Origin of the sequence: Ktedonobacter robiniae (genome assembly GCF_016587375.1) — a bacterium.
Classification (GTDB): Bacteria; Chloroflexota; Ktedonobacteria; order Ktedonobacterales; family Ktedonobacteraceae; genus Ktedonobacter; species Ktedonobacter robiniae.
Window position 1 is genome coordinate 4,740,071 of record NZ_BNJG01000001.1, and the last position, 26,423, is coordinate 4,766,493.

At 53.6% G+C, this 26,423-nt stretch carries 25 protein-coding genes, 2 rRNA genes and 1 pseudogene; 18 read left to right on the plus strand and 10 right to left on the minus strand.

Features of this window, described 5'->3' with window-relative positions; genetic code table 11:
- Positions 1–69: 69 nt before the first annotated feature.
- Positions 70–1,020, plus strand: coding sequence for a D-alanyl-D-alanine carboxypeptidase family protein (locus JMJ04_RS19855; RefSeq protein ID WP_201372159.1), 951 nt, complete (start codon positions 70–72; stop codon positions 1,018–1,020).
- A gap of 75 nt (positions 1,021–1,095) precedes the next feature.
- On the opposite strand, the gene JMJ04_RS19860 is transcribed toward JMJ04_RS19855, so the two are convergent.
- Positions 1,096–1,527 carry an OsmC family peroxiredoxin gene (locus JMJ04_RS19860; RefSeq protein ID WP_201372160.1) on the minus strand — a complete coding sequence of 144 codons (432 nt, stop codon included), beginning with the start codon at positions 1,525–1,527 and terminating at the stop codon, positions 1,096–1,098.
- Positions 1,528–1,597: 70 nt separating this feature from the next.
- Complete coding sequence (locus JMJ04_RS19865) at positions 1,598–2,173, minus strand: TetR/AcrR family transcriptional regulator (RefSeq protein WP_201372161.1); 576 nt, start codon at positions 2,171–2,173, stop codon at positions 1,598–1,600.
- Between the two features lie 201 nt (positions 2,174–2,374).
- Between JMJ04_RS19865 and fabF the strand changes: the two genes are divergently transcribed.
- Entirely contained in the window at positions 2,375–3,610 is a 1,236-nt protein-coding gene (gene fabF, locus JMJ04_RS19870) for a beta-ketoacyl-ACP synthase II (protein ID WP_201372162.1), read from the plus strand.
- Between the two features lie 38 nt (positions 3,611–3,648).
- Here the strand turns inward: fabF and JMJ04_RS19875 are convergent, their stop codons facing one another.
- Positions 3,649–4,431, minus strand: coding sequence for an alpha/beta fold hydrolase (locus JMJ04_RS19875; RefSeq protein WP_201372163.1), 783 nt, complete (start codon positions 4,429–4,431; stop codon positions 3,649–3,651).
- A gap of 277 nt (positions 4,432–4,708) precedes the next feature.
- Between JMJ04_RS19875 and JMJ04_RS19880 the strand changes: the two genes are divergently transcribed.
- The 3 genes from JMJ04_RS19880 to JMJ04_RS19890 are packed head-to-tail and all read left to right on the plus strand — an operon-like array spanning position 4,709 to position 6,800.
- Positions 4,709–5,119 carry an EVE domain-containing protein gene (locus JMJ04_RS19880; protein ID WP_201372164.1) on the plus strand — a complete coding sequence of 137 codons (411 nt, stop codon included), beginning with the start codon at positions 4,709–4,711 and terminating at the stop codon, positions 5,117–5,119.
- Positions 5,120–5,135: 16 nt separating this feature from the next.
- Positions 5,136–5,978 (plus strand): aminotransferase class IV, encoded by an 843-nt coding sequence (locus tag JMJ04_RS19885; RefSeq protein WP_201372165.1) that lies wholly within the window; start codon positions 5,136–5,138, stop codon positions 5,976–5,978.
- Positions 5,979–6,017: 39 nt separating this feature from the next.
- Positions 6,018–6,800 (plus strand): HAD family hydrolase, encoded by a 783-nt coding sequence (locus tag JMJ04_RS19890; RefSeq protein ID WP_201372166.1) that lies wholly within the window; start codon positions 6,018–6,020, stop codon positions 6,798–6,800.
- Between the two features lie 143 nt (positions 6,801–6,943).
- On the opposite strand, the gene JMJ04_RS19895 is transcribed toward JMJ04_RS19890, so the two are convergent.
- Together JMJ04_RS19895 and JMJ04_RS19900 are read right to left on the minus strand one after the other, a co-directional pair.
- Positions 6,944–7,561 (minus strand): helix-hairpin-helix domain-containing protein, encoded by a 618-nt coding sequence (locus JMJ04_RS19895; protein WP_201372167.1) that lies wholly within the window; start codon positions 7,559–7,561, stop codon positions 6,944–6,946.
- 301 nt (positions 7,562–7,862) lie between these two features.
- Entirely contained in the window at positions 7,863–9,125 is a 1,263-nt protein-coding gene (locus tag JMJ04_RS19900; protein WP_201372168.1) for a general stress protein, read from the minus strand.
- A 310-nt stretch (positions 9,126–9,435) separates the two neighbouring features.
- On the opposite strand from JMJ04_RS19900, the gene JMJ04_RS19905 reads away from it, so the two are divergent.
- The 6 genes from JMJ04_RS19905 (at position 9,436) to JMJ04_RS19930 (ending at position 17,949) form a co-directional block, all read left to right on the plus strand.
- Entirely contained in the window at positions 9,436–10,188 is a 753-nt protein-coding gene (locus JMJ04_RS19905) for a hypothetical protein (RefSeq protein ID WP_201372169.1), read from the plus strand.
- 275 nt (positions 10,189–10,463) lie between these two features.
- Complete coding sequence (locus tag JMJ04_RS19910) at positions 10,464–11,708, plus strand: NAD(P)/FAD-dependent oxidoreductase (protein ID WP_201372170.1); 1,245 nt, start codon at positions 10,464–10,466, stop codon at positions 11,706–11,708.
- Positions 11,709–12,130: 422 nt separating this feature from the next.
- Positions 12,131–12,391: a hypothetical protein gene (locus tag JMJ04_RS19915; RefSeq protein WP_201372171.1), complete on the plus strand. Its 261-nt coding sequence runs from the start codon at positions 12,131–12,133 to the stop codon at positions 12,389–12,391.
- An 83-nt stretch (positions 12,392–12,474) separates the two neighbouring features.
- A 16S ribosomal RNA gene (locus JMJ04_RS19920) occupies positions 12,475–13,953 on the plus strand.
- 292 nt (positions 13,954–14,245) lie between these two features.
- Positions 14,246–17,214 (plus strand): 23S ribosomal RNA (locus JMJ04_RS19925).
- The 16S and 23S rRNA genes sit together here, the layout of an rRNA operon.
- A gap of 510 nt (positions 17,215–17,724) precedes the next feature.
- Entirely contained in the window at positions 17,725–17,949 is a 225-nt protein-coding gene (locus JMJ04_RS19930) for a mycoredoxin (RefSeq protein WP_374226796.1), read from the plus strand.
- 245 nt (positions 17,950–18,194) lie between these two features.
- On the opposite strand, the gene JMJ04_RS19935 is transcribed toward JMJ04_RS19930, so the two are convergent.
- On the minus strand, positions 18,195–18,818 hold the full coding sequence (locus JMJ04_RS19935; RefSeq protein ID WP_201372173.1) for an HdeD family acid-resistance protein: 624 nt from the start codon (positions 18,816–18,818) through the stop codon (positions 18,195–18,197).
- Here JMJ04_RS19935 and JMJ04_RS19940 point away from each other — a divergent pair.
- Positions 18,813–19,211: an ATP-binding cassette domain-containing protein gene (locus JMJ04_RS19940; protein ID WP_201372174.1), complete on the plus strand. Its 399-nt coding sequence runs from the start codon at positions 18,813–18,815 to the stop codon at positions 19,209–19,211. The genes JMJ04_RS19935 and JMJ04_RS19940 overlap by 6 nt on opposite strands.
- Position 19,212: 1 nt before the next feature.
- A complete protein-coding gene (locus tag JMJ04_RS19945; protein WP_201372175.1) occupies positions 19,213–20,139 on the plus strand; it encodes an ABC transporter permease subunit in 927 nt (308 codons plus the stop codon).
- A gap of 61 nt (positions 20,140–20,200) precedes the next feature.
- On the opposite strand, the gene JMJ04_RS19950 is transcribed toward JMJ04_RS19945, so the two are convergent.
- On the minus strand, positions 20,201–21,088 hold the full coding sequence (locus tag JMJ04_RS19950) for an alpha/beta fold hydrolase (protein ID WP_201372176.1): 888 nt from the start codon (positions 21,086–21,088) through the stop codon (positions 20,201–20,203).
- A 72-nt stretch (positions 21,089–21,160) separates the two neighbouring features.
- On the opposite strand from JMJ04_RS19950, the gene JMJ04_RS19955 reads away from it, so the two are divergent.
- The 3 genes from JMJ04_RS19955 to JMJ04_RS19965 all read left to right on the plus strand — a co-directional run bounded on the left by JMJ04_RS19955 (position 21,161) and on the right by JMJ04_RS19965 (position 22,785).
- Complete coding sequence (locus JMJ04_RS19955; RefSeq protein ID WP_201372177.1) at positions 21,161–21,841, plus strand: TetR/AcrR family transcriptional regulator C-terminal domain-containing protein; 681 nt, start codon at positions 21,161–21,163, stop codon at positions 21,839–21,841.
- A 68-nt stretch (positions 21,842–21,909) separates the two neighbouring features.
- The gene (locus tag JMJ04_RS19960; protein WP_201372178.1) at positions 21,910–22,281 is read left to right on the plus strand and encodes a toll/interleukin-1 receptor domain-containing protein; all 372 of its coding nucleotides are present in this window, start codon (positions 21,910–21,912) and stop codon (positions 22,279–22,281) included.
- A gap of 207 nt (positions 22,282–22,488) precedes the next feature.
- Complete coding sequence (locus JMJ04_RS19965) at positions 22,489–22,785, plus strand: transposase (protein WP_201372179.1); 297 nt, start codon at positions 22,489–22,491, stop codon at positions 22,783–22,785.
- A gap of 60 nt (positions 22,786–22,845) precedes the next feature.
- On the opposite strand, the pseudogene JMJ04_RS48735 reads toward JMJ04_RS19965, so the two are convergent.
- Positions 22,846–23,260 (minus strand): annotated as a pseudogene (locus tag JMJ04_RS48735) (VOC family protein).
- 334 nt (positions 23,261–23,594) lie between these two features.
- Here JMJ04_RS48735 and JMJ04_RS19980 point away from each other — a divergent pair.
- Both JMJ04_RS19980 and JMJ04_RS19985 read left to right on the plus strand, forming a co-directional pair.
- The gene (locus tag JMJ04_RS19980) at positions 23,595–24,083 is read left to right on the plus strand and encodes a DinB family protein (RefSeq protein ID WP_201372182.1); all 489 of its coding nucleotides are present in this window, start codon (positions 23,595–23,597) and stop codon (positions 24,081–24,083) included.
- A 653-nt stretch (positions 24,084–24,736) separates the two neighbouring features.
- The gene (locus JMJ04_RS19985; RefSeq protein ID WP_201372183.1) at positions 24,737–25,204 is read left to right on the plus strand and encodes a hypothetical protein; all 468 of its coding nucleotides are present in this window, start codon (positions 24,737–24,739) and stop codon (positions 25,202–25,204) included.
- A 270-nt stretch (positions 25,205–25,474) separates the two neighbouring features.
- Here the strand turns inward: JMJ04_RS19985 and JMJ04_RS19990 are convergent, their stop codons facing one another.
- Both JMJ04_RS19990 and JMJ04_RS19995 read right to left on the minus strand, forming a co-directional pair.
- A complete protein-coding gene (locus JMJ04_RS19990) occupies positions 25,475–26,008 on the minus strand; it encodes a PAS domain-containing protein (protein WP_201372184.1) in 534 nt (177 codons plus the stop codon).
- Positions 26,001–26,390, minus strand: coding sequence for a hypothetical protein (locus JMJ04_RS19995; protein WP_201372185.1), 390 nt, complete (start codon positions 26,388–26,390; stop codon positions 26,001–26,003). The genes JMJ04_RS19990 and JMJ04_RS19995 overlap by 8 nt, the downstream gene beginning before the upstream one ends.
- Positions 26,391–26,423: the final 33 nt, after the last annotated feature.

Consider the following 26,423-nt stretch of genomic DNA (forward strand, 5'->3'; position numbering starts at 1 on the left):
CCTATCCACCCCAAAGAAAGGAGGGCCTCTTTCCTCCCCATGTCTAAAGACAGGGGCTTCCAGAGGCCGATGTCGATGAATTCGCGAAAAATACTTTTGAGTGTACTTCTGATTGCGATGGTTCTCTTTCTTGTCGCTATGGGAACGTTTGTGTATTTCTCGTTGAACGCTGCACCTACGATTGCTGCTGCTCAGGCGACGCCAACGCCGGAGCCAACACCCTCCCCGACGCCATCTCCAACCCCTTCACCGACGCCATCTCCAACCCCAACCCCTATCATGAATGGGAGCAGCGCATACATAATAGATAACGCTAACAATCATGTTCTCTTCGACAGCGATAGTCAGAGAAGCGTTCCGATTGCCAGTACCACAAAGATTATGACCGCGGTCGTGACGATCGAGAATAGCAGCAACCTGGATCAGATTATCACGGTGCAGCAGGCGGACCTGGACCAGTTGCCGCCCGAGGCGAGCGTGGCCCAGCTGCATGTTGGTGATTATTTACGCATTCGCCACTTGCTCTATGGGCTACTCCTCCCTTCAGGTAGCGACGCTGCTTTAACCCTGGCGCGTGTGGTGGGTGGCTCGACCGATGGCTTTGTTGCCATGATGAACGCCAAGGCCCAGGCGCTCGGCCTGGCACATACCCATTTCTCCAGTCCACATGGTGTCATTCCTGATGGGAACTATTCAAGTGCACAGGACCTGGTGAAGCTCGCACGCTATGCCATGCGATACCAGATCTTTGCCGAGATTGTGCGGCAGACCGAGTATCATATTCCTCCCACACAATATAATCGGCGCTACGACTGGTACAACACCAATCAACTGCTCACAAGCTATTCAGGTGTGATTGGAATCAAGACCGGCTCGGGGAGCGGCGCTGGCTACTGCGTCGTTTTTGCTGCTGTACGTAATAACCGCCTACTCTATGGCGCCGAACTGGGCGCACCTGGTAGTTTTGATGTTCTCAACAGTGACGTCACGCGCCTGCTTGATAAAGCCTTTGCAAGTTAAATATCGTAAAAAGCCGTCATGAGTAAGGGGTCAAGCAAACTTGGCTCCTTACTCATGACGGCTACACTCTTGTCACTAGGCTTCGAGGAGGGTGGCCTCCAGGTGAATCTCAGTGCCAGCTAGCGCCTTGGAGACGGGGCAGGAGCGCTCGGCCCTTGTCGCGATCTCCTGGAAGGTGGCGGCGTCGATGCCAGGAACGACGGCCTCTGTTTTGAGGTCAATACGTGGGATGATAAACTCGCCACCTCGCTGGGAGAGGCGCACCTGGGCTGTGGTATGAATGCGCGTAGGCTCATGACCCGCTGCTCCCAGCGCCATGGAGAACGCCATGGTGAAGCAGCCCGCGTGAGCCGAAGCCAGCAGTTCTTCAGGGTTGGTCTCAGCTCCGGCATCCATACGGGTGCGCAACGAATAATCGCCCTCAAACGCGCCACTCGCGAGCTTAATATGCCCATGTCCACTCTGGACGCTGCCCTGCCATTCAACATCTGCACTGCGAAATGCCATGATTAAATCCTCCTGTGAACTTACCTATCTACTAGAAGGTAGATATATGTCAAAAAAATTTGTGCCTTGTCTACTTTTGCAAATCTGAAGACACCTGGAGCGCGATGGCGCGGAAACGCTCGGGATCCTGGTAGGTTCGAGCGGCGATCATCGCCCCCTGCATAGCGGCCACGACGCTCTGAGCCTCGATCTGGGGGTCACCTCCAAAAGTAAAGATACCCTTCGTTCGCCCGCTTGTCAGTAGCTCAGAAAACCAGGTTGCTTGGTCGCGGAAGTAACCCTGAACCTCGTCTCGTACATTCTCAGGTAAGGTCGGAAGCTCAGCGGCAAAGAGCGTACAGAGACAGAAGAAGTTATCCTCCTTCAGTTGCTTGTGTACTTGCTCAATGTACATAGCAAGTTGGCGCCTGGGATTGTCGCTTGTCTGCTCAATCTGGTTGAGACTCTGTTGCACCAGCGCACGATAATAAACCACGACTGCGCGCCCAAGGTCGCTTTTATTGGGAAAGTGATAGTGGATACTAGCCTTCCGGATCTCTAGCCGCTCAGTGATGTCGGCGTAGCTGAAGGCGTTGTATCCGCGCTCGATCATGAGCGTCAGCGAAATCTCGATAATTTGTTGTGCGGTATTTACCTGTGTCTTCATTAGCTTGAGTCTACCATCTAGTAGGTAGAATGTCAATAGGGAGAGGTTTGACAGAACAAATGCGTCCAGTTATGATGCTTTCGAGGCCGTTAATTGATAGTGCCTAAAGAATGAATATCTGAGCCATACAATGTGTTATTGCAATAGTAACTAGCCAGTGGAGAAGTATTTTATGAGAACTAGCCAGTGGAGGAATATATTATGAAGCGTGTTGTAGTGACAGGTATGGGGATGGTGACATCCCTGGGGCATACGCTTGAAGAGACCTGGGAGGCGCTCTGTCAGGGTCGCTCGGGTATTGGCCCTATTAGCAGCTTTGATGCCAGTGAGTACCTGGTACGCTTTGCAGGTGAGGTGAGGGACTTTGATGCCAGCCAGTATATGGAGCGTAAGGAGATCCGCCGTAATGATCCCTTCACGCACCTGGCGGTCGCGGCATCCCGTCAGGCGCTTGCCCAGGCCGGTTTAACAATTACTGATCAGCTCGCGCCTGATGCGGGCGTCTGTATTGGTAGTGGTGTGGGCGGCTTTATCAGCCTTCATGAACAGTTCGCGGTCCTGCACGAGAAGGGACCCTCTCGTGTCAGTCCATTTCTGATCCCCATGATGATGCTCAACGCGGCCCCCGCCATGGTCTCGCTGCTGACCGGGGCGCGTGGACCCGTATGGGCCGCGGTCTCCGCCTGCGCGACCAGTGGTAACGCGCTTGGAGAGGCCTGGGAGATCATCCGTCGCGGAACGGCGAAAGTCATGTTGGCGGGCGGCTCCGAAAAAGCTGTCACTCCTCTCGGGATGGCCTCCTTCGCCAATATGCATGCCTTGTCGCGCCGCAACGACGATCCTCAGCGGGCCAGTCGCCCGTTCGACGCCGAACGAGATGGCTTTGTCATGGGTGAGGGTGCTGGCATGCTGGTGCTGGAGGACCTGGACTTCGCCCTGGAGCGTGGTGCGCCCATCATCGCGGAACTGGTCGGCTATGGCTCAACGGCAGATGCCTATCATATTACTGAACCTGCCCCGGGAGGAGAGGGATTAATACGCGCTATGCAGCGTGCTTTGCAAAGCGCGGATCTGCGTCCTGAACAGGTCGATTATATCAATGCGCATGGCACCTCGACGCGTTTCAATGACTCTACTGAGACGCAGGCCATCAAAACCTGTTTCGGTGAGCATGCCTACAAGTTGGCAGTAAGCTCGACAAAATCCATGCTGGGGCACACCTTTGGCGCGGCTGGCGCCATTGAAGCCGTCATCTCTGCCCTCAGTATCGTGCATGGCATTATGCCGCCAACCATCAATCTGGAGCATCCCGATCCCGAGTGTGACCTGGATTATATCCCCAACGAGGCCCGGCACGGAGAGGTCAACGTCGCGCTCTCTAATTCCATGGGCTTTGGTGGGCATAATACATCCTTGATTTTTCAGCGTTATCAATAGGTTGTGATGGTAGACTGAAGCCCTGGTAGTTGTATCGGCTATGCTCGTATCTGCAACACAACCTGGCGAATAGCCTCTACAACGAGATCGGGCACATCGCGATTGAGCATGTGCCCACTCTTCTCCGCTCGCATATGCTGACTCTTTGAGGAGAGGCGAGCAAGCTCTCTCTGCATTTGCAGCCATGTCAGTTCGATCTCTTCCACGACTCCAGGTGGAAACTTGGCCGGGTCGCGGTCGGAGCGCCCACGACTGATGACCATGAGTGGGAGGTCATCGAGGGAGTGGCAGTGGCGCATAAGTGCGCTATTGGCGCGGTGGTCGAATTTCTCCTCGTTTTTGTTTGGATCATTCCAACGTGTGCTGAGTATATGACGTAGATGTGCCAGGTGGCTCAATTCATCCTCTTGCTCAGGTGGCAGTATCGCCAGCAAGCGCTCGCGTTGTTCCTCGTGTGAGGCATCGAGGAGGACCATACCCGCGACCTCTTCTGGATAGTGTTCCCGGTAAAAGCGTACCGTCAAGCCTCCCATAGAATGCCCTACCAGCACATATGGTCCTGGGATAGATGCATGAAGTAGCAATGCATGCAGGTCTCGTGCGATATCTTGTATCGTTCGTGGAACAGGGGCGGGATCACTGAAGCCAAGACCAGCTCGATCGTACCAGACAACGTGGGTAAAGCTCGAGATACGCTCGGCAACCTCATTAAAGAGGCTACCCCTGGCCCCTAGTCCCATTTCTAGCACCACTGTTGGTCGTCCCCGCCCTTTATTGCTGACTGCTAGTCGGCGCTCACCAATATTGATCAGCCTTGGCATAGAACTGCCCCCATAATTGCTTCTGCGAAAGTCTTTCTATGCTTAGTATAGAAGACTACTGTGTTCCTGGCTTCAGGTATTGTTGTAGGACTCGCGTTTAGGTATTGATCCGTTTGGCTAACTTTGGTTAGTTTGTTCACATGTGCTCTGTTTCTTCGTCTTAATGATTGAGTAGGCAAGGATATCCGTTGCGTCCGCACTGCGGGCGGATGCTTAGCATGTGGAGTTGTATGGTGTATGCCTACGGTGTATTTTTGATGGGAGAGGCTATCTTATTATGGCGTATTTTCTAGCGAAGACCGATCCAGAGACCTATGCTATTGAGCAGTTGGAGCAGGAGCAGCGTACAACCTGGGATGGTGTGCGTAATGCCCAGGCGCTCCAAGCTATTCGCATGATGAAGCCCGGCGATACCATGCTAATTTACCATAGTATGGGGACGGCGGCGCTTGTCGGAGAGGCGCGTGTGATCTCAGAGCCGAGACCTGATGAGCATGATAGCAAGAGCTGGGTAGTTGACGTTGAATTTGTACGGCGTTTCGCTACGCCTGTAACCCTGCGCGAGATTAAAGAGACTCACCTGTTTGACGATTGGAGTCTGATTCGGCAGAGCCGCCTTTCGACCATGAGTGTTCCCGAAAATTTTGTGGAATGGCTGCGGGCAAAACACATTCTAGAAGTACGCTGATAAGGAGTTCCGAACGATGGATACCGAAGCCCTCTGGTATGTCGATGGACGCTGGGTGCATCCGCACGAGGCCACGCTTTCAATCAATGATGTCGCAGTCCTACGGAGCTACTGCGTTTTTGAAAGCCTGCGTACCTACAATCGTCGCCCCTTTCATCTCGACGAGCATCTGCGCCGGCTCTATCGCTCGGCAGAGCTTATCGAGCTAGACATTCCCTATACCTCTGAGGAAATTGCCAACGTGGTGCGGGAAGCCATTGAGCGCAACCGCTACATACACGCCTCGCTGCGCCTGCTGGTGACCGGCGGCACAAGTGAGGATGGTGTCTTTCCCAGTGGCAAACCAGTCCTGGCAGTGCTGGTCACACCCTTGCCCGAGCGAGATATGCAGCGCTTCGAGCGTGGTATCAAGGTCATTACCACGCGCATGGAGCGTGAGATGCCCGAAGCTAAAACCTCAAGCTACCTGGCGGCGATGCGCGCCCTGAAAGAGGCCCAGCGACGTGGAGCAAGCGATGCTCTGTATGTAAATGCCGCGGGCCACGTGTTGGAGGGGACGCGGAGCAATTTCTTTGTTTTCCGTGGAGATACGCTGATTACGCCACGCTCTGAGATCCTGATGGGAATTACGCGCCAGGTCATTGTAGAGCTGGCGCAAGGACGTTTTCCTATTGAAGAGCGCCCCATCCTTCTCAGTGAGCTTGCAGAGGCAGACGAGGCTTTTATTTCATCTTCCTCGCGTGAGATCACGCCCGTGACCCATATTGACGATGTCCCGATTGGGGAGGGCAAGGTGGGAGCGCGAACCTATGAATTAGAGCAACGCTTTATCGCTATGATCGAGCGCGGCAATTTTTGATGTCGAAACAAACTTGCTTAACATATTATTGGGAGCTATATGTCAGTTCAAGCTATTATCTTTGATTTAGATGAAACCCTCATTGAGGATCGTCAGGCCACGCAGTGCGCACTGCGTAAGGCCTGTCTCTATGCACAAGCGCGCGTTCAGCTTGATAGCGCTCGGTTACGCATAGATGCTTACAGACACGCAAAACTACTCTGGGCAGAGGCCCCCACCTACGCCTATTGCCATGCCATCGGTATTAGCGCCTCAGAGGGGATGTGGGGCCGCTTCGAGGGCGAGACTCCAGACATCCAGGCACTCTTCCAATGGGCGCCTGTCTTCCAGCAACTCCTATGGAAACGCGCTCTGGCGGAGCAGGATATCATCAATGATGAGCTGGCCGAAGAGTTGGCTGCCTGTTTCCGTGAAGAGCGCCGGAGCTGTTATCGCGTTTTCTCCGATGTAGAAGCGGTGCTGAGCACGCTAAAGCAGCGGTATGCGCTGGCCCTTTTGACGAATGGCGCCCCCGATCTGCAGCGAGAGAAGATCCGTGCTTCTGGCCTGGAGCAGTATTTTGATACGATTGCCGTATCAGGAGAGGTTGGTATTGGTAAGCCTGAGCCAGAGATATTTGTTCATGTTTTGCAGGAGTTAGGCGTTGCGCCTGAGCAGGCGGTCATGGTCGGTGATAGCCTGCCCAGGGATATCGCTGGTTCCTATCACTCTGGTATGCGTGGTATGTGGATCAATCGCTATGATGATGTCTGTCAAGAGGAGTACCGTCCAATGATTGCTTCACAGATCTCTGTGCTGGACGAATTAGAGGCTGTACTCTAGTAGGCACACAAGCAGGCGCACACGTCTGCTGCTGAGCATACATCTCTGAATGTAAAAAGAACAGGCAGATGGCTTGCAGATATCATTGCAAGCCATCTGCCTGTTCTCATTCATGCGCACAGCAGGGGCGAGGTATAGCTAGCTCAGGCAGCGCCGCCGAGCGGTTGATGAGAAGTCTTCTTGCCTAGTAGATGCAGGGCGGCCTCCTTCAGGCGCTCCTCGCTGCGCGCACCAAAGCCTGCTAGCTGGCGAATGCGTTGCTGCTGCGCGGCGCGGAAGAGCTTCTCGGGCGAGTCGATGCTCAATTCCTCATAGAGACGGATCGCCGTGTAAGGACCGACATGCTCGATATTCATTAAGGCCCGTACTCCTGCGGGTAGTGCTGGCATGCAGAGGCCATTCTGGAAGGTCATGGTTCCGCTTTGGGCCAGCTCGCGGATGCGTGTACGCAGCCGTTCTCCCACACCGGGAATCGTTGGCTCTTCGTTGCGTGCCAGAATATCGGCCACGGGCTCGGACAACTCAAGAACGCCTCGCGCGGCATTGCGGTAGGCTTGGACGCGATAAGGGTTGCCATTTTGCGCTTCGATCAGGTCCGCAATACCTGAAAGAACTTCCGCAATCTGGCGATTAGAAATCTTTGGCTTTACTTCGATCTCCGGCTCCAGCCCGGGCAGCATAGGCTGTGAAGCACGCCTGCTTGAACGGTTAGGGAGCGACGGCATGATCTGGATGGTTTGTGTTAATTGAAAAATGCTCATGTGTACACTAACCTCCGGCCCTGCAGGGGCACATTTATGATAGAGAAAAAGAATAAGCAAACGTGGTGGTAAATAAGTGAGTAATGACCCGTTAGTGTACGATGCACATTGAAATCTTGTTCTAATTATAGCATGAAACGAGCTCAAAGTCAAATGTAACGCCGCTCGAAAGGTGGTTAAAGTGGAGGCACGGATTAGTCTGTAAGTGCTTGTATATGTGTAAAAAAAGAGAGAGGCGCATACACTATGCGCCTCTCTCCTGCTCTGTTTTTGGGGCATGCGCCCGCATTTACTATGAATATTAGTATTGGTTGTCAGCTGGTGGCGGTGTGTTCTCCTTGCGTATCTCCTCGGGGCGGCGTTCACGACGTCGCTGAGGATTGTTGGGCTGATTACTGCCAGGAGTGCCGGCGGTATCAGAGCGCTCCTCGTAAGGATAGTTCTCGCGTGGCGCCATGTTTGGATCTGCGTTGGGATTATTATATGTATCTGTCGTGTTCGTCACGCGATAGGGATCATTACCTGGAGCCGCATTGGTGCCGTATTCTGCCTGATCTTGGGTATACGGTGACTGCGTCTCTGATTGTTCCATCCCCTGATTGTAGCGCTGCTGAGCCGACCGATCGTAGGCGGGATCATTCTGGCTGTAGGGCTGTGTCTGCATATTGCGCTGGTTATAGGGCGTCTGGGCAGTGGTATTGTCATACCCAGGTCTGTTCAGATTACCCTGTTGTATTGAAGACGCGTGTGTGGTGTAATCATCGAGCTGACGATGCTGCGAGGCATCATCTTCCTGCATAGGAGGCATGTCTTTCCGATACATACCGGCGTTATTGCCCTGGAAATCTTCGCCCTCTTGCGGATTGTTTGTGCGATAGTTTTCCGCGCCAGCGCCAGTATATGATGTGCCAATGGCGTCGGCAGGCTGTTTTACATTTGTGACAGGATAGTTTTCACGGTTGTAGATGCGCTGTTCGTTTGTGGTATAGCGTGGGTCTGTGTTTTGTGTATCATAGGCGCCAGCGATAGGCTGCTGAGAACCAGGCTGCGTATGTACATCATAAGCGCCCTGCCCACGCAGGATGGTTACTGCCTCATCATAGCGGTCGCCCGCGTTGACCGTGACCAGGGTACGACCCGCTTCAAGCTCCTGCTGGTAGTAACGCGCCTCATCTTCGGGAATACCCATATTCGTAAGCGCGCCAATCAGGCCGCCTGCTACTGCTCCAATGGCGGCGCCTCCTAGCGTCGTAATCAGAATGCCGCCCGCGATGGCTGGGCCAATACCAGGAATGACCAGGGCCGCCGCCGCGCCGAGCAATCCACCAAGAATGCCGCCTCCCACTGCTCCTGTCGCTGCTGCCCCTGTCTTATCATCGGCAGTCGCGGGCATCTCAGTCGCATCTGTAGCGGCGCGACCAGTATCAGCATTACGCAGGTCACGCTGGATAAAACCGATCATATCATCGGTAAAGCCAGCATTATGCAAAGCCTCCAGGGCACGATCCGCCTGAGCACGCTCTGTAAAAACACCTATTGCAGTTGTATGTTGATGCGTAGTCATAAGCGTTTCCTCCTAACATGCAAGCCAGGCGGCATAAGTATGCTTACCTGACAATGCGGCATTCTTCGTAGGATACCGCTCTACTGCTTATGTCAATTTTGTCACTGATAGAGTACCTATAGGTAAATACACGTATGCCAATGTATAAAAGTTGCACCTGGTGAGTTGTTGAATAGTTGAGTTGTGCTGTTAGCTGTGCAGTATTAATGTAAAAGCTGAACAAGGATATGCTTCTGTCCACAGGCAGAGGCTTGATTGTGTGTTTGTGCGCGTCTAGCCTATAATAGTGATGTGACTGGAGAACTTCTACATGCATCATCTTGGGCTATCTCAAATGATTTCCGACAATGAACCTATCGTTGCGTTTACCTTGATTCGTTACCAGCAGCCGAGTCTACGCACGCTGGCATACCTTGGGCTGGACCGCTGGACGATGGCGCGTACGCCAGGATTGCGCTTCTGGCGCTTGTTAGGTGTGAGCCAGGGCAAGGCTTTTGATTCACATGCCGATTTGCGGCGTTCCGCCATTTTCTCCGTATGGCACTCTTATGCCGCTTTGCACCAATTTGAAGTTCAGTCTGCATTGATGAAACGTGCGCAGCGCCAGGCTGAGGAGGTCTGGACGGTGTATATGCAGCCTGTGCGCTGGCATGGCGTCTGGGAAGGCCAGGACCCTTTTCGCGAGATGATGCCAGCCTCACCACCCCAGCCAGGCCCCTGGGTTATCTTAACGCGTGCTACCATTCGCCCCAGTCGAGTTAGAGCCTTTCTGGGCGCGGTGCCAGCCGTGGCTGAGCAATTGTTGGAGCAGCCAGCGTTACTCAATTCGGTGGGGATTGGCGAGGCCCCTCTGTTCTATCAGGCCACACTCAGTCTCTGGCAAAGCCTGCCAGATGTAACCGCGTTTGCCTATGGTCAGCAGGCTCATCGCGAAGTCATACGGCGCACCAGGCAAGAGGGTTGGTATAGCGAGGAATTATTTGCGCGTTTCCGACCTCTGGCGGCAAGTGGAACGTGGGATGGTACTAATCCCCTGGCTCAACTAATGGCCCCCGCATCCTAGTCGGAGGCCTTTATCCAGATTGCATAGTATAGACAGTAATAGATCCGTGGTCTATACTATGCCTCAAATAGAGCCAGGAAAAGTGATCTGGTTTTCGCTGAACCTATACCAGAAAATGGCTCATACTGTTCCTATTTCAAATCACCCCTTTCTTATACGAAAACTGATCTCCCACTCGGGGGCAAGCGGTGGCACAGCAGTGTCACAACCGTGGCTAGCGCTCCCGTGCTCAGGTTTTCGCATAGGTAGTCTCCGAAGTTTGTAGAAGGAATCTCATGCCAGACGAGTATCAAGTGCTTATTGTAGGCGGCGGCCCCGCTGGTCTGGCCGCGGCTGAGGCTGCGGCTGCCAAAGGGATGCGTACCCTGGTTCTGGAGCGACAGAACGAAATTGGTTATCCCATCCATACCAGCGGCGGAAGCTGGATCAGCGATATGAAGGCATTGAAAGTGCCTCATCACCTCTATCACCCGGTCACGAAGATTGTCTTTGTCTCCCCCAAACGCGAGTTCGAAGTAAACTATAATCCCGCGGTTGCCTGTGTGATTGATATTCGTGGCTTATACCAGCACCTGGCGGGCCGCGCGGTGAGCGCCGGAGCCGAGGTACGCGTACGTCACACGGTTGACAAGGTGTTGACTGATGGTGAGCGTGTAGCAGGTGTGACCTATAAAAATCACGTGAGTGAGCGTAGCGAAGTACGCGCGGACGTGACGATTGATGCCAGCGGCTTCTCGCGCCATATTGGGGTGCGCACAGATATGGGTGAGGCCTTTCACCGCTATGGTTTTGGCGCTGAGTATGACCTTTATGCCCCCCATTATCCCCAGGATACTGTCTATCTCATTATGGGAAGCGAGTATGCCCCACAGGGCTATGCCTGGGTCTTCCCACGTGGAAATGGGCGCGTGCGCCTCGGAACAGGTGTGATTCATCCCGATTGCGATAACGACGCGCGTGTTTATTTGGATCGTATCCTGCACATGCCGCAGCTAAAAGAGAAACTGCGCGGTGCAAGCCCGGTTGAATATCATACTGGTCTCTTCCCAGCTGTGAGGCCGGTGGAGCGTTTCTGCCGTGATGGACTGGTACTGGCAGGCGATGCTGGTGCTCAGGGGTCGACCCTGGTAGGTGAGGGCATTCGTTTTGCGATGTACTCAGGCCAGATGGCGGGCGAGGTCGCCGCCGAGGCCGTTCAGCAGCGTGATGTATCGGGGGCCTTTTTGAGCCGCTTCGATAAGAAATGGCGGGCACGCTTTGGTCGCGATATGGAGCTTTCCTATCTGATTAATAAGCATATCGCTGCGTATACAGATCAACAGTGGGATGATGCCTTTGATCTGTTAAAACGTCTGACTCCCGCCCAAATGGCCCAGGCCTTGCATTGTGACTATAGTGCCAGTCTCTTTATGGGAATTATGGCGCGTAATCCCATGCTTGTTGCTACGGGCGGCAAGAAGTTTTTAAATGTACTTCTTGAACGTATCAATAAACCATCTGTAGCCGTCGCAGAAGGCTAGAAGCCGCACGAAGCTTATCGAGGGGACGGGAGAAAGATTTTCTTTTCCCCGGTCCCCTCTTTTGGGTAGGGCTATAATGAGATTAAAGCCAGGGTAAAGCCTTGACATGGAGATAAGGTCTATGGCATAATGCCTTCACTCCAAACACACGGTAAAACAGCGACAATCACCGGCCTGATCGGTGCTCCTGTCCGATTTACCCGGCATCTCACTCACTGGGAACGGTGAGGACCGCAGATGCCCAGGTGCCACGCTAAGGTGGCTCGCCACGGGTACTTCCCCCGCTGCATGACACGTTCTCTCCAAGAAGAGTGGACGTGACTTTATGCTGTCTCTGACAGGATGCAGAGAGGGTCTCTGACCAGGTTTTGCGCGACTGAAAACGAGTTTTCAACGATCGCAAAAAGACGTCAGAAAAGTACTTGACAAAGCGCAAAGTGTATGCGATACTGACACAGTCAACGGCGAGCACGGACACCGCGAGCGCCGGAGCGAGACAACGAATGAGGCAAGCCCACGAGGCCTGCCGGGTTGCGGTTCAACAGCAAAAGAAGAACGAACCAGAGCACCCTGAACAACTGAAGAGTGGAATGCAGAAGTACAACGGAACTTCGTTGGTTGAGCGCCGCTCAATCGCGGAGAACACCGTTCCTGTCAATTCTGCGAACAAAGCAATGAAGTAACGACAACGTGCTTCTAGCCTGGACGCAAACTACATGATCATTACAGATGCCTGGTGGTGTCTGTGAGAGATACATTCATCACTTGAATGGCGAGTTTGATCCTGGCTCAGGATAAACGCTGGCGGCGTGCCTAACACATGCAAGTCGAACGCCCTCTCGCAAGAGAGGGAGTGGCGGACGGGTGAGTAACACATGGGTACCTGCCCCGAGGTGAGGAATACCGGCGAGAAATCGCCGACAATACCGCATATGTTTCTTCGGGAACAAAGCTCGCAAGGGCGCCTTGGGATGGGCCTGTGGCCGATTAGCTTGTTGGTGAGGTAAGAGCTCACCAAGGCCACGATCGGTAGCTGGTCTGAGAGGATGGTCAGCCACACTGGGATTGAGAACGGCCCAGACTCCTACGGGGGGCAGCAGTGAGGAATTTTCGTCAATGGGGGCAACCCTGAACGAGCAACGCCGCGTGCAGGAGGACGCTTTTCGGAGTGTAAACTGCTTTTCTTGGGGACGAGTAAGGACGGTACCCAAGGAACAAGCCCCGGCTAACTACGTGCCAGCAGCCGCGGTAATACGTAGGGGGCGAGCGTTGTCCGGAGTTACTGGGCGTAAAGCGCACGCAGGCGGTTTCGTACGTCTGGAGTGACAGTTCCCGGCTCAACTGGGAAAGGTCTTTGGAAACGGCGAGACTTGAGGGCTTCAGAGGGACACGGAATTCCGGGTGGAGTGGTGAAATGCGTAGAGATCCGGAGGAACACCAATGGCGAAGGCAGTGTCCTGGGAAGCATCTGACGCTCAGGTGCGAAAGCTAGGGGAGCGAACAGGATTAGATACCCTGGTAGTCCTAGCCGTAAACGATGACCACTAGGTGTGGGAGGTATCGACCCCTTCCGTGCCGTCGCAAACGCAATAAGTGGTCCGCCTGGGGAGTACGGTCGCAAGATTAAAACTCAAAGGAATTGACGGGGACCCGCACAAGCAGCGGAGCGTGTGGTTTAATTCGATGCAACGCGAAGAACCTTACCAAGTCTTGACATGCAGATGCACCAGCGGTAATGCGCTGTTCCTTCGGGACGTTTGCACAGGTGCTGCATGGCTGTCGTCAGCTCGTGTCGTGAGATGTTGGGTTAAGTCCCGCAACGAGCGCAACCCCTACTGCCTATTACAACTTCTAGGCGGAACTGCCCTCACGGGAGGAAGGCGGGGATGACGTCAAGTCAGCACGGCCCTTACGACTTGGGCGACACACACGCTACAATGGCCAGTAACAAAGGGATGCCAACCCGCGAGGGGGAGCCAAGCTCAAAAACCTGGTCTCAGTTCAGATTGCAGGCTGAAACTCGCCTGCATGAAGGTGGAGTTGCTAGTAACCGTAGGTCAGCACACTACGGTGAATACGTTCCCGGGTCTTGTACACACCGCCCGTCACACCACGAAAGTCGGCAACACCTGAAGCCGCCAGGCTAACTCCTTGTGAGAGGCAGGCGTCGAGGGTGGGGTCGGTGATTGGGGTGAAGTCGTAACAAGGTAGCTGTACCGGAAGGTGCGGCTGGATCACCTCCTTTCTAGGGAGTCATCACTATCGATTTCGGTAGTGCACTCTCAGGTCGAACAGGAACGACCTGTCCGGATGTACCCTGCTTCCACTCTTGAGCGGTTCGGCCGCTGGTTCAACCCAGATCCGAAGCCCGCATTGTACCTGAACAACCAAAGAAGTATCCTTCAATTTTGCTGAGCGAGCACGTTGGCATGCAAATGCTCAACCGTGACGTGAGTCATTCGAAGCTCGTGACAGTGAAGAACGAAGACCGAGATCCCATACAACAAGGGTTAACACAAGAAGAAGCAGACAAGGCAGAACAAGCGAAACAGAGTACGAGGTGGATGCCTTGGCGCTGAAGACCGATGAAGGACGCGGAGACCGGCGAAACATTCAGGGGGAGCTGCATCCAAGCGATGAGCCCTGAGAGTCCGAATGGGGCAACCCCTCCAGAGTCATGTCTGGAGACCTATCGCTGAACACATAGGCGATATGGAGGATCGTGGGTGAACTGAAACATCTCAGTAGCCTGCGGAAGAGAAATCAACCGAGATTCCCGTAGTAGTGGCGAGCGAACCGGGACGAGCCCAAACCATCTATTCTTCGTGAATAGGCGGGGTTGTAGGACCAACAGTAGCGATCATGTGCTTACTCGAAGGCATTGGAAGGTGCCACCAGAGGGGGTGAGAGTCCCGTAGAGGACGAGGACATGAGCGTGGTTGGCATCCTGAGTACCACGAGACACGTGCAATCTTGTGGGAAGCTGGGGGGACCACCCTCCAAGGCTAAAGAACTTCAGCGACCGATAGCGAACAAGTACCGTGAGGGAAAGGTGAAAAGTACCCCGAGAGGGGGATGAAAGAGTCCCTGAAACCACGTACTCACAAGCAGTCAGAGGCCACTGTGCCACGAGGCACCAAGGGCTGATGGCGTGCCTTTTGTAGAATGATCCGGCGAGTGCATCGCACGTTGCAGGTTAACCAGCGCTAAAGCTGGGGAGCCAGAGGGCAACCGAGTCTCAAACAGGCGGGTATGTAGCGGCGATGCGACCCGAAACCGTGTGAGCTACCCATGAGCAGAGTGAAGCGAATGTAACAGTCCGTCGAGGCTCGAACCCACCAGTGTTGCAAAACTGGGGGATGACTTGTGGGTAGGGGTGAAATGCTAATCGAACACGGAGATAGCTGGTTCTCCCCGAAATGTATTGAGGTACAGCCACCTGATACGACTATCCTGGAGGTAGAGCACTAGATAGGCTAGGGGCCCTGTGCGGGTTACCAACCCTACTTAAACTCCGAATGCCAGGACAGGATCCAGGTGAGTGAGACGGCGGGGGCTAAGCTTCGTCGTCAAAAGGGAAACAGCCCAGACCATCGGCTAAGGTCTCCAAATCGATGCTCAGTGTCAAAGGGGGTCAATGCGCCCAAACAGCCAGGATGTTGGCTTAGAAGCAGCCACCATTTAAAGAGTGCGTAATAGCTCACTGGTCGAGTGCAATGGCACCGACAACGTATCGAGGCTAAAGCATCGTACCGAAGCCGTGGAATATAGGACTACCTATATTGGTAGGGGAGCGTTCTCGACGCCTGAGAAGCCAGACCGCAAGGACTGGTGGAGGTAAGAGAAGTGAGAATGCCGGAATGAGTAGCGCAATGTCTGCGAGAACCAGACACACCGAATGCCTGAGGGTTCCTGGGCAACGTCAATCGTCCCAGGGTGAGTCGGGCCCTAAGCCGAGGGCGTCATGCCGTAGGCGATGGAAAGCAGGTCAGAGAATCCTGCACCGGAACGTTTCGTTATGAGCAATGGGGGGACGCGGTAGGGAAGGTGAGCCGATCGAATGGACAGGATCGGTGCCTCTGTTGAAGCGCGTGACCGAGGAAAATCCCGGACACATTATGCGTGACACTGAGGCCGAGCGCCCGCGAGGGTGCGGAAGTCATTGGTCCCCAGGCCGTCAAGAAAAGCCTCTCGCCAGAAACTGTTCCGCCCGTACCGCAAACCGACACTGGTAGGCAGGGGGAAATCTCCCCAGGTGATCGAGCGACCCTCTGTTAAGGAACTCGGCAAATTAACCCCGTACCTTTGGAAGAAGGGGTGCCTGCGTAGCTGTGTGTGCTTGCACACATGGTGAGAAGGTTGCAAGAAATCGGCTCAAGCGACTGTTTACCAAAAACACAGGTCTCTGCGAACGCGAAAGCGGAAGTATAGGGGCTGACTCCTGCCCAGTGCCGGAAGGTTACGAGGAGTGGTGTGCGTAGCCACGAATCTAAGCCCCGGTGAACGGCGGCCGTAACTATAACGGTCCTAAGGTAGCGAAATTCCTTGTCGGGTAAGTTCCGACCCGCACGAAAGGAGTAACGACTTGAGCGCTGTCTCGACAGAGGACTCGGCGAAATTGAAGTACCCGTGAAGATACGGGTTACCCACGACAGGACAAAAAGACCCCGTGGAGCTTTACTACAGTTTGGCCTGGAAACGAAGTATGGTGTGCGTAGCATAGGTGGGAGCCGAAGAACTCATCCTTGTGGGGGTGAGGGAGGCAGCAGTGAAATACCACTCTCACCATGGTTTGTGTCTCACACGTCACCGTGATCCGGGACGTGAACAGGGCCAGATGGGTAGTTTGACTGGGGCGGTCGCCTCCCAAAGAGTAACGGAGGCGCCCAAAGGTTCCCTCAGGGTGGATGGACATCACCCTCTGTAGAGTGTAAAGGCACAAGGGAGCTTGACTGTAAGGCGTACAGGCCGAGCAGGGACGAAAGTCGGGCTTAGTGATCCCACATTCCCGTGTGGAAGGAGTGTGGCTCAACGGATAAAAGCTACCCCGGGGATAACAGGCTTATCTTGCCCAAGAGTTCACATCGACGGCAAGGTTTGGCACCTCGATGTCGGCTCGTCGCATCCTGGGGCTGGAGTAGGTCCCAAGGGTTGGGCTGTTCGCCCATGAAAGCGGCACGCGAGCTGGGTTCAGAACGTCGCGAGACAGTTCGGTCTCTATCCGTCGTGGGCGTCGGAAAAGTGAGGGGAGTCATCTTCAGTACGAGAGGACCGAGATGGCTTGACCGCTAGTGCGCCAGTTGGGGGGCCTCCTCCAGAGCTGGGTAGCTACGTCAAGAAGGGATAAGCGCTGAAAGCATCTAAGCGCGAAGCCGACCCGAAGATAACTTTTCCCACTCTCAAGAAGAGTCAAGATCCCAGGAAGAAGACCTGGTGGATAGGCTGCGCGTGGACGCCTGGTAACAGGTGGAGCGGAGCAGTACTAATGATCGTACGGCTTGTTTCCCATTCTGTTTCTTCGCGTATGTGGTGAGTCCTTGTGGTGTGAGTGAGAGCGGTCTGAGATCGGATCTGAGCACGAGCGAGAGGACATCGCGGCACGGGGAGCGTGAGCAGGCCAGCGTGGCTCAGCAAAATTGAGGGAATACTTCTTTGGACAGGTATCGACAAGAGCGTTGACAACAAGAGACTTTGTGTTGCCAACGCTCTTTCTATTTTTTGGTCTCAATTGAGACAACACCTCTTCAGAGTAAAGAGATGAGCATGAAAACCCGGGCATTGCCCGGGTTTTCATGCTCATCTCTTTACTCTGTGAGCGCCGCAGGCGAGAAGAGTCCTGGTTGCGCCAGGAGAAGATTTCCATTATGCTAATAGTTGAGTTCGAGGCGCTATAATGGGAATAGATCAGCGCCAAGGCTTGTTTTTAGAAGCGAGACCCAAAACCTCGCCGATAAATTACTTTCTCACTAAGGAGCTATCAGTGTCGGATACAACAACCTCTAATACAACCATTAAGATGTACAGCACTACCTGGTGTGGTGATTGTCGTATGGCGAAACGCTGGTTTGATTCGCATAGTATCGCTTATGAAGACATAAATATTGAAGAGGATGAGCAGGCCGCGGAATTTGTGGTCAAGGTCAACGGTGGTAAGCGTACCGTCCCAACCATTATCTTCCCCGATGGCTCGATCCTGGTTGAGCCTAGTGCTCGCGAGCTAGCGGCGAAGTTCGCTCAGTAGTAAGTATCCTGGCTCACATACGACCCTCATACACATGTGTATGAGGGTTTTCTCTTTTTGCTCAGCATGTCTAATCATGGATTGTGATGCGCCTCTCCCTCCATATAGTAGAGTCTATATTGGTCGCAAGAAGTCATCTCTTTGGCATCGAGAGTATGGTCCTCTTCCTGAGAAACATCTTATACCAAACAGTTGCACATCGGGTTTGGGTCAGTTCAGGGTCATCATTTTCAAATGTACATGCCTTACACAGGCTGCGTCCCGGGCGGTTGTAGTGGTGTCTGTCGCGGACGCGAAGCAAAGGCTCGAATAGCTGCAAGACCTCCGCCAATCACCGCAATAATACCCAGAAGAATCGGCAGAAGAAGAACGCCAATGAGTGGGTTCAACAGCAAAATGATGGCAAAGATAACATTCATGATGCCCAGGATAGCGAGGCTGGAACCACCACCTCTGAACGCATGAATGTTCTGTGTCATCCCCATAACAAACGCATCTATTGCCAGAAAGATCACCAGCAATTTTGGCACGAAGATCGCGCTCAATAATGGATTCCGTAAGACGAGCAGACCTGCAACAACGCCTAAAACACCAGAGATAAGCTTCCACCCCCACAGCGTCCTATCAATGCAGAGGTTGGCAAAAGCAAGAACACCAGTTACCAACCAATAGACTCCTAAGAGTTGTACGAGCACAAGAAGCGTCGTTCCTGGCGAGATAAGAAGCAACACTCCCACAACAATCGCTGCAATTCCTGCAATCATGACAAACCACCAGACACTAGTGCTTGATGCTGTTGTGTGGTACTCGATGAGCCTGCCAACGGTCTGGACCCGGCTGGTATTGTCGAGATGCGCGATCTGATGCATCGACTCTCAGCTGCTGGCAAAACGGTTTTGATCTCCAGTCACCTGCTCACTGAGGTGCAACAGATCTGTACCCATGTGGGAATCATCCGCCTGGGAGAATTGGTGATGGAGACGACAGTTGATGCTCTGATAAAGGGCCAGGGACATTTCCGGGTGCAACTGGATCAATCTCAGGAGGCTCTCGATCTGATTAAAAGCCAGCAGTGGGGCCAGGGTGCGCATCTGGACGAGCACAGTGATCTTATTACTGCGGCACCATTAGGACGCGGGCGCGAGTTGAATCTCTTTCTGGTACATGCAGGTTTTGCGCCCGATGTTATCGTACCTGCTACCCAGGATCTTGAGCAGATTTTCTTACAGTTAACAGGCAATAATTCAGGAGATGTGTGGTAAGATGAGTATGACAACCACCAGCGCTCAGGCGCAATCTATATCTTCTACACCGTCAGTACATTCGCTCAAACCGAGCTTTTTTGGCATACTCAGGGGGGAGCTTCTCAAAGTATCGCGACTGTTAATTACCCGGGTTATGGTCGTCTGTCTGATTGGCGGAACTGTCCTGTTGCAGTTCTTCCTGCTCACTTCAAACAGTATGAGAGAGTTATTGGCTCGTGAACCGTTGAGTTTCCTCTATCGTGAGCTAGATGCCAATTTGATGATTATGCGTGTATTCGGTGGCATGTTCCTGCTTGTTCTCACCTCATATGCTATCGGTTTGGATTATCAGTATGGCACTATTCGTATCTTGTTAGCGCGTGGTGTCGGTCGGGTGCAGTTGTTGCTTGCTAAAATCACTGCCATGCTCTGTGTTGCGCTCATCCTTTTTGCCTGCTGGTCCCTACTGAGTATAATCCTGTCAGGTATTACTATACTCTCGCTCACGGGTAGCTTCAATACTTTTGGAGCAATAAATAGCAAGTTCTGGGCTGATGCTGGCCTCTATGCGCTGACAGTTTTGATCAGCATGACAGCCAGTATCATGGCTGCTACCATGTTTACTGCATTGAGCCGTTCATTAGCGCTCGGTCTGGGGGGCGCTATCGCTCTCTTCCCTCTAGATAATATGAGCGTGCTGGTCTTTATGATCCTGGCTCAGGTTACACAGAGCGAAATCTGGCTGAATATTACAGCCTATCTGCTTGGGCCAAATCTGAATGCGATGCCCGTGCTGCTCCTGCCCAACGCTGGTTTTACGGTAATGGGATTCGGGCCGCTGATCAAGGGGACCGGGGTACATTCGTTATGGGTGACACTGGCCTATACTGTGGTCTTCACGGTGGTCTCAATTGTTGTGACGTGGAAACGTGACGTGAAGGAGTGATCGTTTCACAGAAATTGGCCCATGTAATGCCATAGAGAAGCGGTATGGTATTACATGGAACCTATTCAAAGACCCTCTTGGCGAAGTTTTCAATCACGTCGGCAAGCTTTTGAGGATCTCTAACGTGGCAGGCGTGGCCCTGCCTGCTTAGTGTAATGCGCTCGCCCCTGGGAAGGACATCAGCCACCGCAGAGACCATTTCCAGGTTACCGTCAGGGCTCCGCTCTCCGCACACCATCGCGACGGGCAGTTTCAGTTTGGAGTAGGCATCAAGGCGTATCCCGAGTCGTTCCATGGCCTCCAGGTCGTCGATCTGGCACGGAATGAGCTGACGGTAGGCAGGAACTAGCGCAGTGAGTGCGCCGGCAGAGTTCGCCAAAAAGTCCTGCCATCCAGCGATCACCTGTGTGAATATCCCAATGGCTCTGCCTGGCTGACCTTTCGCGAGCGCTTGCCTCGCACGCCTGAGTCCCTCGCCCACCTCGCTGTTACGCTCGATCCAGTCCCCCGCCAGGTGAAGACCATCTGCGCTCCCCAGAACGAGAGCTGGCTCGTAGATCATCCCGCCAACGAAGGATGATGGTGAGGCAACGAGTGCCTCAAGCGCGACGGTCCCGCCCGATGAGTGGCCGAAGAGAAAGACGGGCTCTCCAACAGCCTTGACTATGGCGAGAACATGCTCGACCTCCTCCGCAACGGTGCATGGTGAGCCACGGAGGGGATCTGTTTTGAGATCAAGGCGGTATTGGCGACGATGAAGTCGGATGACCCGGTATTGCCTGCCCAGTCTGGCCGCGACCTTTTCGTAGCTCTTGGCGGTATTCATTCCGGGATGGAGGATGAGAATGACCCGTCCCTCTCCCTCAGCCTCTGCACGCACGCTTGTCCCGTCCGAAGCCTGGGCGAGAAGCCTGGCGATTTCACCCGCATTCCCTTTGCGATTCTCCATCGGAACCATCTCCTTATCACTGATAAATTGAAGTGTATGATATACTACCTTATCAGTGATAAGGAGTCAAGTATGAGCCAAAAAGCCAGGAGTGAAGAACATCGACCATCCCTGGATCGAGCGACGGTGGTCCAGACAGCCTTGGAGCTGCTCAAAAAGGTCGGACTCGACGGGTTGTCCACCCGGCGTCTCGCAGACGAATTGGGAGTCAAATCACCTGCCCTCTATTGGCACTTCCATAACAAGCAGGAACTCCTGGACGCGATGGCCGACGCCCTCATTCGGGGAGCAGGCATGGGCCCTCCGCGTTTCGGGGAGACCTGGCAACAGTGGCTGGTGCGTCGTGTGTGCGCCTATCGAACATCCCTGCTAGTCTATCCTGATAGCGCTCGGATCGTCACCGAAGCACGGCAACTCAGCCCTGCCGCCATTCGAGCCTTTAATGAGGAGCTTGGGGCGATGGTGGCCCTTGGCTTCGATCCCGTTGGGGCACTGCGCACCATCACTGCGCTTACCAACTATGTCAACGGCTTCATCCTTCAGGAGCAAAGCGCGCGGCAACCCACGACACCTGAGCCTGTTGCCCATGATGCTCTCGTGGAGATTTTGAGTGAAGGGCAGACAACTCCACTCCTCGTCGCGTTGGCCGAAGGTGGGAGTCCCTACAACGAAGCGTCTTTTGAGTATGGGCTTCAAGCCCTGATTGAGGGATGTGCCTCCGCAATAAATCGCCGAGCCTTGAAAAGGACGTGAGTGGGCCGCTCGTCGGCCCCGGCGAGTGAAAGGTCAGTTTCCGAATCACAGTTGGGAAGATCAGTCTCGTGGGAAACGATGCAAAAACTGTTCGGCTATGGATCTCGCTTCCCTTCTTGCCAGTTTTGCTTCCTTCTTACCCTCCTAGTGGCTTAGCACGAACCAACGATAAGGACGATCGCAAGATTGAGCCAGGGACCGACTGGACACAAGTCATTGATCAGGAATTGAATAAAGCTTCTATCATCCTGCTCCTCGTCAGTGCAGATTTCCTGGCTTCAAACTATCGTTACAATGTTGAGATGCAGCAGGCGATGGAAGTGCGTGCAATCTCTAGAGCAATTTGCCATTGTAAGAGCACAAAAATAGATGTTGAAATTACTGCATACTACGACAGGGTACTAGCTCGTTGTGCATCCCGTGGGAAGACCCACGTTTGAGGTAAAACTGACGAAATCAGCACGAAGAGTTGAAATTGGCCATCCAGTGGAGATAGGTCATCTTCCCTTTTAGGAAACGGCGTAATGTACTTACTGACGTCGGCGTAAGCAAGTAAACAGCGATAGAATAAGAGGTATGGGAACTCCGAAGAAGGCAGATTGGCGAGAAGAACGACGCAAACAAGCATGGAAATTGAAACAGCAAGGATGGAAGCAAAACAGATCATTTGGGATGGCTCTCCCATTCATAGAGTTGAGGAAATGAAAGCCTTTCTCCGCACCAAGATGGGCAAACGGGTCCATTTAGAGCAACTGCCAGGCGACGCTCCTGATCTCAACCCAGACGAGAGTGTGTGGCACTATCTCAAGCAGGTCCAAATGGGCAATCTCTGTTGTCGCGATCTCGACCTGCTTTCTCAGGAACTGATTCGAGCCAGAGAGCAGCTTCACCACAAGCGTCACATCCTTGAAGCCTGTTCTCGTCAATGTGGTTACTTGGTGTAGTTGTTTCCGGCCCAGATGGGTATGGTGAGATCAATCACAGGTCTGTGATCGAGGTACGACTTATCCTTTCTTGACCGCTTCGAGAATCTGCAGGTAGTGGGGGTTAGACATGATGCCCAGGATGTTGCCAAACGGGTCGACCACAGAAGCCGTGACGAACCCCTCGCCACGGTCTGTGGGGGGTTGGTGCTCTTTGGCTCCCAGGGACAACAGCTTTTCCAGCATGGCTCTCACATTGTCAACGTGCCAGTACACAATAGCACCAGCCGGACCGGAAGCCGAAGCGGCGGGCGTAGCGGCTATCGATCACTCCTAACTCGTGTTGGTAGTCACCGAGGCGAAACTCAATATAGCCTGGAACTTGGAAGTAGGGATCGATGCCCAACAGTTCAGTATACCACTTCTTGGCCGCTGCGAGATCAGCCGCGTAAAAACTCACAGTGGAGAGCCCTCGCAAGGTTTGTGTGTCACTCATAGCAGTTTTTCCTTTCGCGTATGTCGAATGCTCATCTGATGAATTACTTTCAGTATCCCTTGGAAGCAGGGCACAATCGATCCTCCTTTGAGCGCATTTCTGACCGAGAACAACCTGAGTCCTTGCGTTTATTTGAGAAGCCAACTTGTCTCTCGTCCAGGTGCGTTTAGCTCCTTATCACGCGGTCAGTAGGTATCACCTCAGGAAGAGAATTTGCAGAACTCTCCCGTCCCCCAAGCCTCAAAAGAGATGCGTCGTTGACTATCTCAGTCCTGGCTTTTGATGAGAACTCATTCTGTGGTAAAATCTCTTCAAAAAAAGGAGACGCTCTCCCATGTCTCATGCAGAATTGCCTGTCGAGAAGATCCTCTCTCTGTTGGGCGAAGGGCCAACACGGATTGCAGCCCTCACCTCCGACCTATCGCCTGCGCAGTTGCGCACACCACCGCATGGGGAAGCGTGGTCCGCTATTGACGTGTTGGTTCATCTGCGTTCATGTGCGGATGTCTGGGGGCAGTGTATGCGTGCAATCTTGGTTGAGGAACAGCCGATTCTTCGTGCCGTCCACCCGTCGGCTTGGGTCAAAGGGATGGACTATCCCACCTTGGAATTTGAGCCCTCCTTGCAGGCGTACACTGCTCAGCGCGCCGAACTCCTGACCCTGCTGGAATCCTTATCTGCCGCCGCATGGTCTCGTACTGCTACGATCACGGGTGCCGGGAAGCCGCTCGTTCGCACAGTAAAATTTTACGCCGAATGGCTTGCAACCCATGAGCGCTCGCACTACAAGCAATTCAAGCAGTTACACCGAGCCTTTTCCTAAGGGCCTCCGAGAGCTTTTGGTGAGAACCGCAGAGGAACATGAGCCATGGGATCGTGATGAACAGAATGAAGAGGAAAGAAACCAGATGAGGAGCAGTTTCTCCAGGGGCAGTATGGTCAATTTCGACTCTTCGCGCTGATTTTGTCAGTTTCACCTCAAACGGGGGTCTTGGTCACTTTCGGTAGAAAACTTCAACAGATCACAGGAGACAAAGAAGAAAAGCTTAAAAGAAGCCTACTCATCCTATATCCTTGCTTTTAAGCACTACCGTTCCACCGAAAGTGACCAAGACCCCTTTTTGGCGCGAGAGGTGGGATTTTGGCGCCAATGTTGAGAAGCACAGCCATTGAGAGCGTGTCAACCCGCTCCAGAAGTCAATCATTGTGCAACGTTTTTGTAAATTTGCCGGGTGATAAAACTAAAAGTTCGAGACGTCGTAATGTAAATCGCGGAACGAGATGGCTCATCAGCACATTCCGTGGTCGAAAAAGTGGTATGATGAGGAAGATAAGCAGGCTCAATCACTTTGTCCGGTCATCTTCGTTTTTTTGACCTTGACTGAGGACATCTGAATATGCACCTGCTGAAAGCAGCATAAGGCGAAGAAATTATGTCTTTTGCGGCTCAACTGTATTTCAATGGAGGGAGAAACGATGTCTCAGGATCCTCAGGAAGATAAGCTCTTCGAGTTCCTGTCCAGTATCCCCAGAGCGAAGGTAATGAAGTCAGGTGGAGGGCGGATCTTTTTGCGCGGGTTCCAGAAAAGCACAGATTGTAACTATTCTCTTAGCCTCAGGGTAGATGAAGACCATAGCCTGGCCTTCTCGGAGGAATACAATTATCTCCCGCGCGAGGACGACGATGGAATGGTCTATGTCTATGCGCTCGTCATACCTAGCGAGCAGCAAGAAGCCTTTCTCAAACTGCTCGTACAGAAATGCGGGCACGCGGAGGTGCCGCAGGAAAGCGCTCGACCCGAACTGATCCTGAACCTGCTCAGCGAGCTGGTGAAGCAGAAGCAACTCACCATCCCGGAATCAGGTCAGCGGAACGTCAACCTGATCTCAACCTGGTTAAAAGCGGCCAGCATTCCTCATCCCGAGCCATACGTGGCATTCTGAGTATTCTGAGCAAGCCTGATTCCCCAGATTCGCGGTATTCTCTCAATTCAGAGACGCTAAGATTAACATGATTCAGTGGAGGGGTTTCTTCAATGGTAAAGGGGGGTGCTGATCACTTTCCGCGCCGATTGATCACTCTTCACCCTATAATGAAGTAAGTGCTGCGAAACTACGAGCTATTCTTGTCTATGGGATGTTTGTGTAAGTTATTGCTGGGCTTGTAAGGCTTCCCGAAAGATACTGTGGTAGATATTCAGACAGGCAGATCCCTTACAGGACCCTGGCTGGATTTCGACCAGGCAGTAATGGAGTTTTGGATCGAGGATGGCCTTGGGGAGGCCGAGGGCACGGTAGGAGTACTGCCCCAATGAGGTTGGCCTCCATCAGCCGACGAAACCGCAGTTCGCTCTCCCGCAGTTCCTCTTCCGCTCGCTTGCGGTCGGTGATCTCCACCACGATCCCGATCTGGCGAACTAGCCGGCCTTGCTTGTCACGGATCGCTTGTCCTCCCCCGCTCAGCCAGTGCAGGCTCCCATCTAGCCAGATGACGCGGTGCTCGAGCCCTTCCTGAAGGTCGAGGCGATCCCTTTCAAAGCGATCTTTTTCATGGAGCCGAGCGACGCGCTCACGGTCATCAGAGTGAACGATTGCCAGGAGGTCCCGGATGCTGAGCGGAACATCTGGCGGGAAGCCCCAGAGCACACGAGCCCGAGGGGTGCACATCAGCCGGTCTGTGCGCGGATCTCGCTCCCACGCGCCTACGCGCGTCGCTTCCAGCGCAAGCTGGATCTGCGCTTCATTCATTTCCTTCTGCTGCCTTTGTAGTGATAGGGTTCCTCATACCTTTTTCTTTCACTGTCGTTCCCTGGTTCTTGGCATTCTCACCTGTTGATCCGTCTCTTTCCCCTGCTAGTGAAGGGAACCCCATCTTCTGCAGGAACTGGCTCGCCGTGAGCGAGGAAGCACACAGGTCCGTGTTCCCTCGCTTCACCTGCTCATCCAGGTCTGCGCGCGAGGAGGAAGTAAACACGCGCACGCACTCAGGCGGAAGCACGAGGTAGAGCCAAAGCACCCGCACCACCGCGAACGGCGCGGGCTGAGCACCGTTGATTTCCCCTATCAGGTGGGCGGCCTCGCCACTCGGACGGCCACACGATACTCCATGGGTCTTTTCCTCCTTTCCCATCCGTCTTGCTCCTGAGCGCGGGTACGGCTTCCC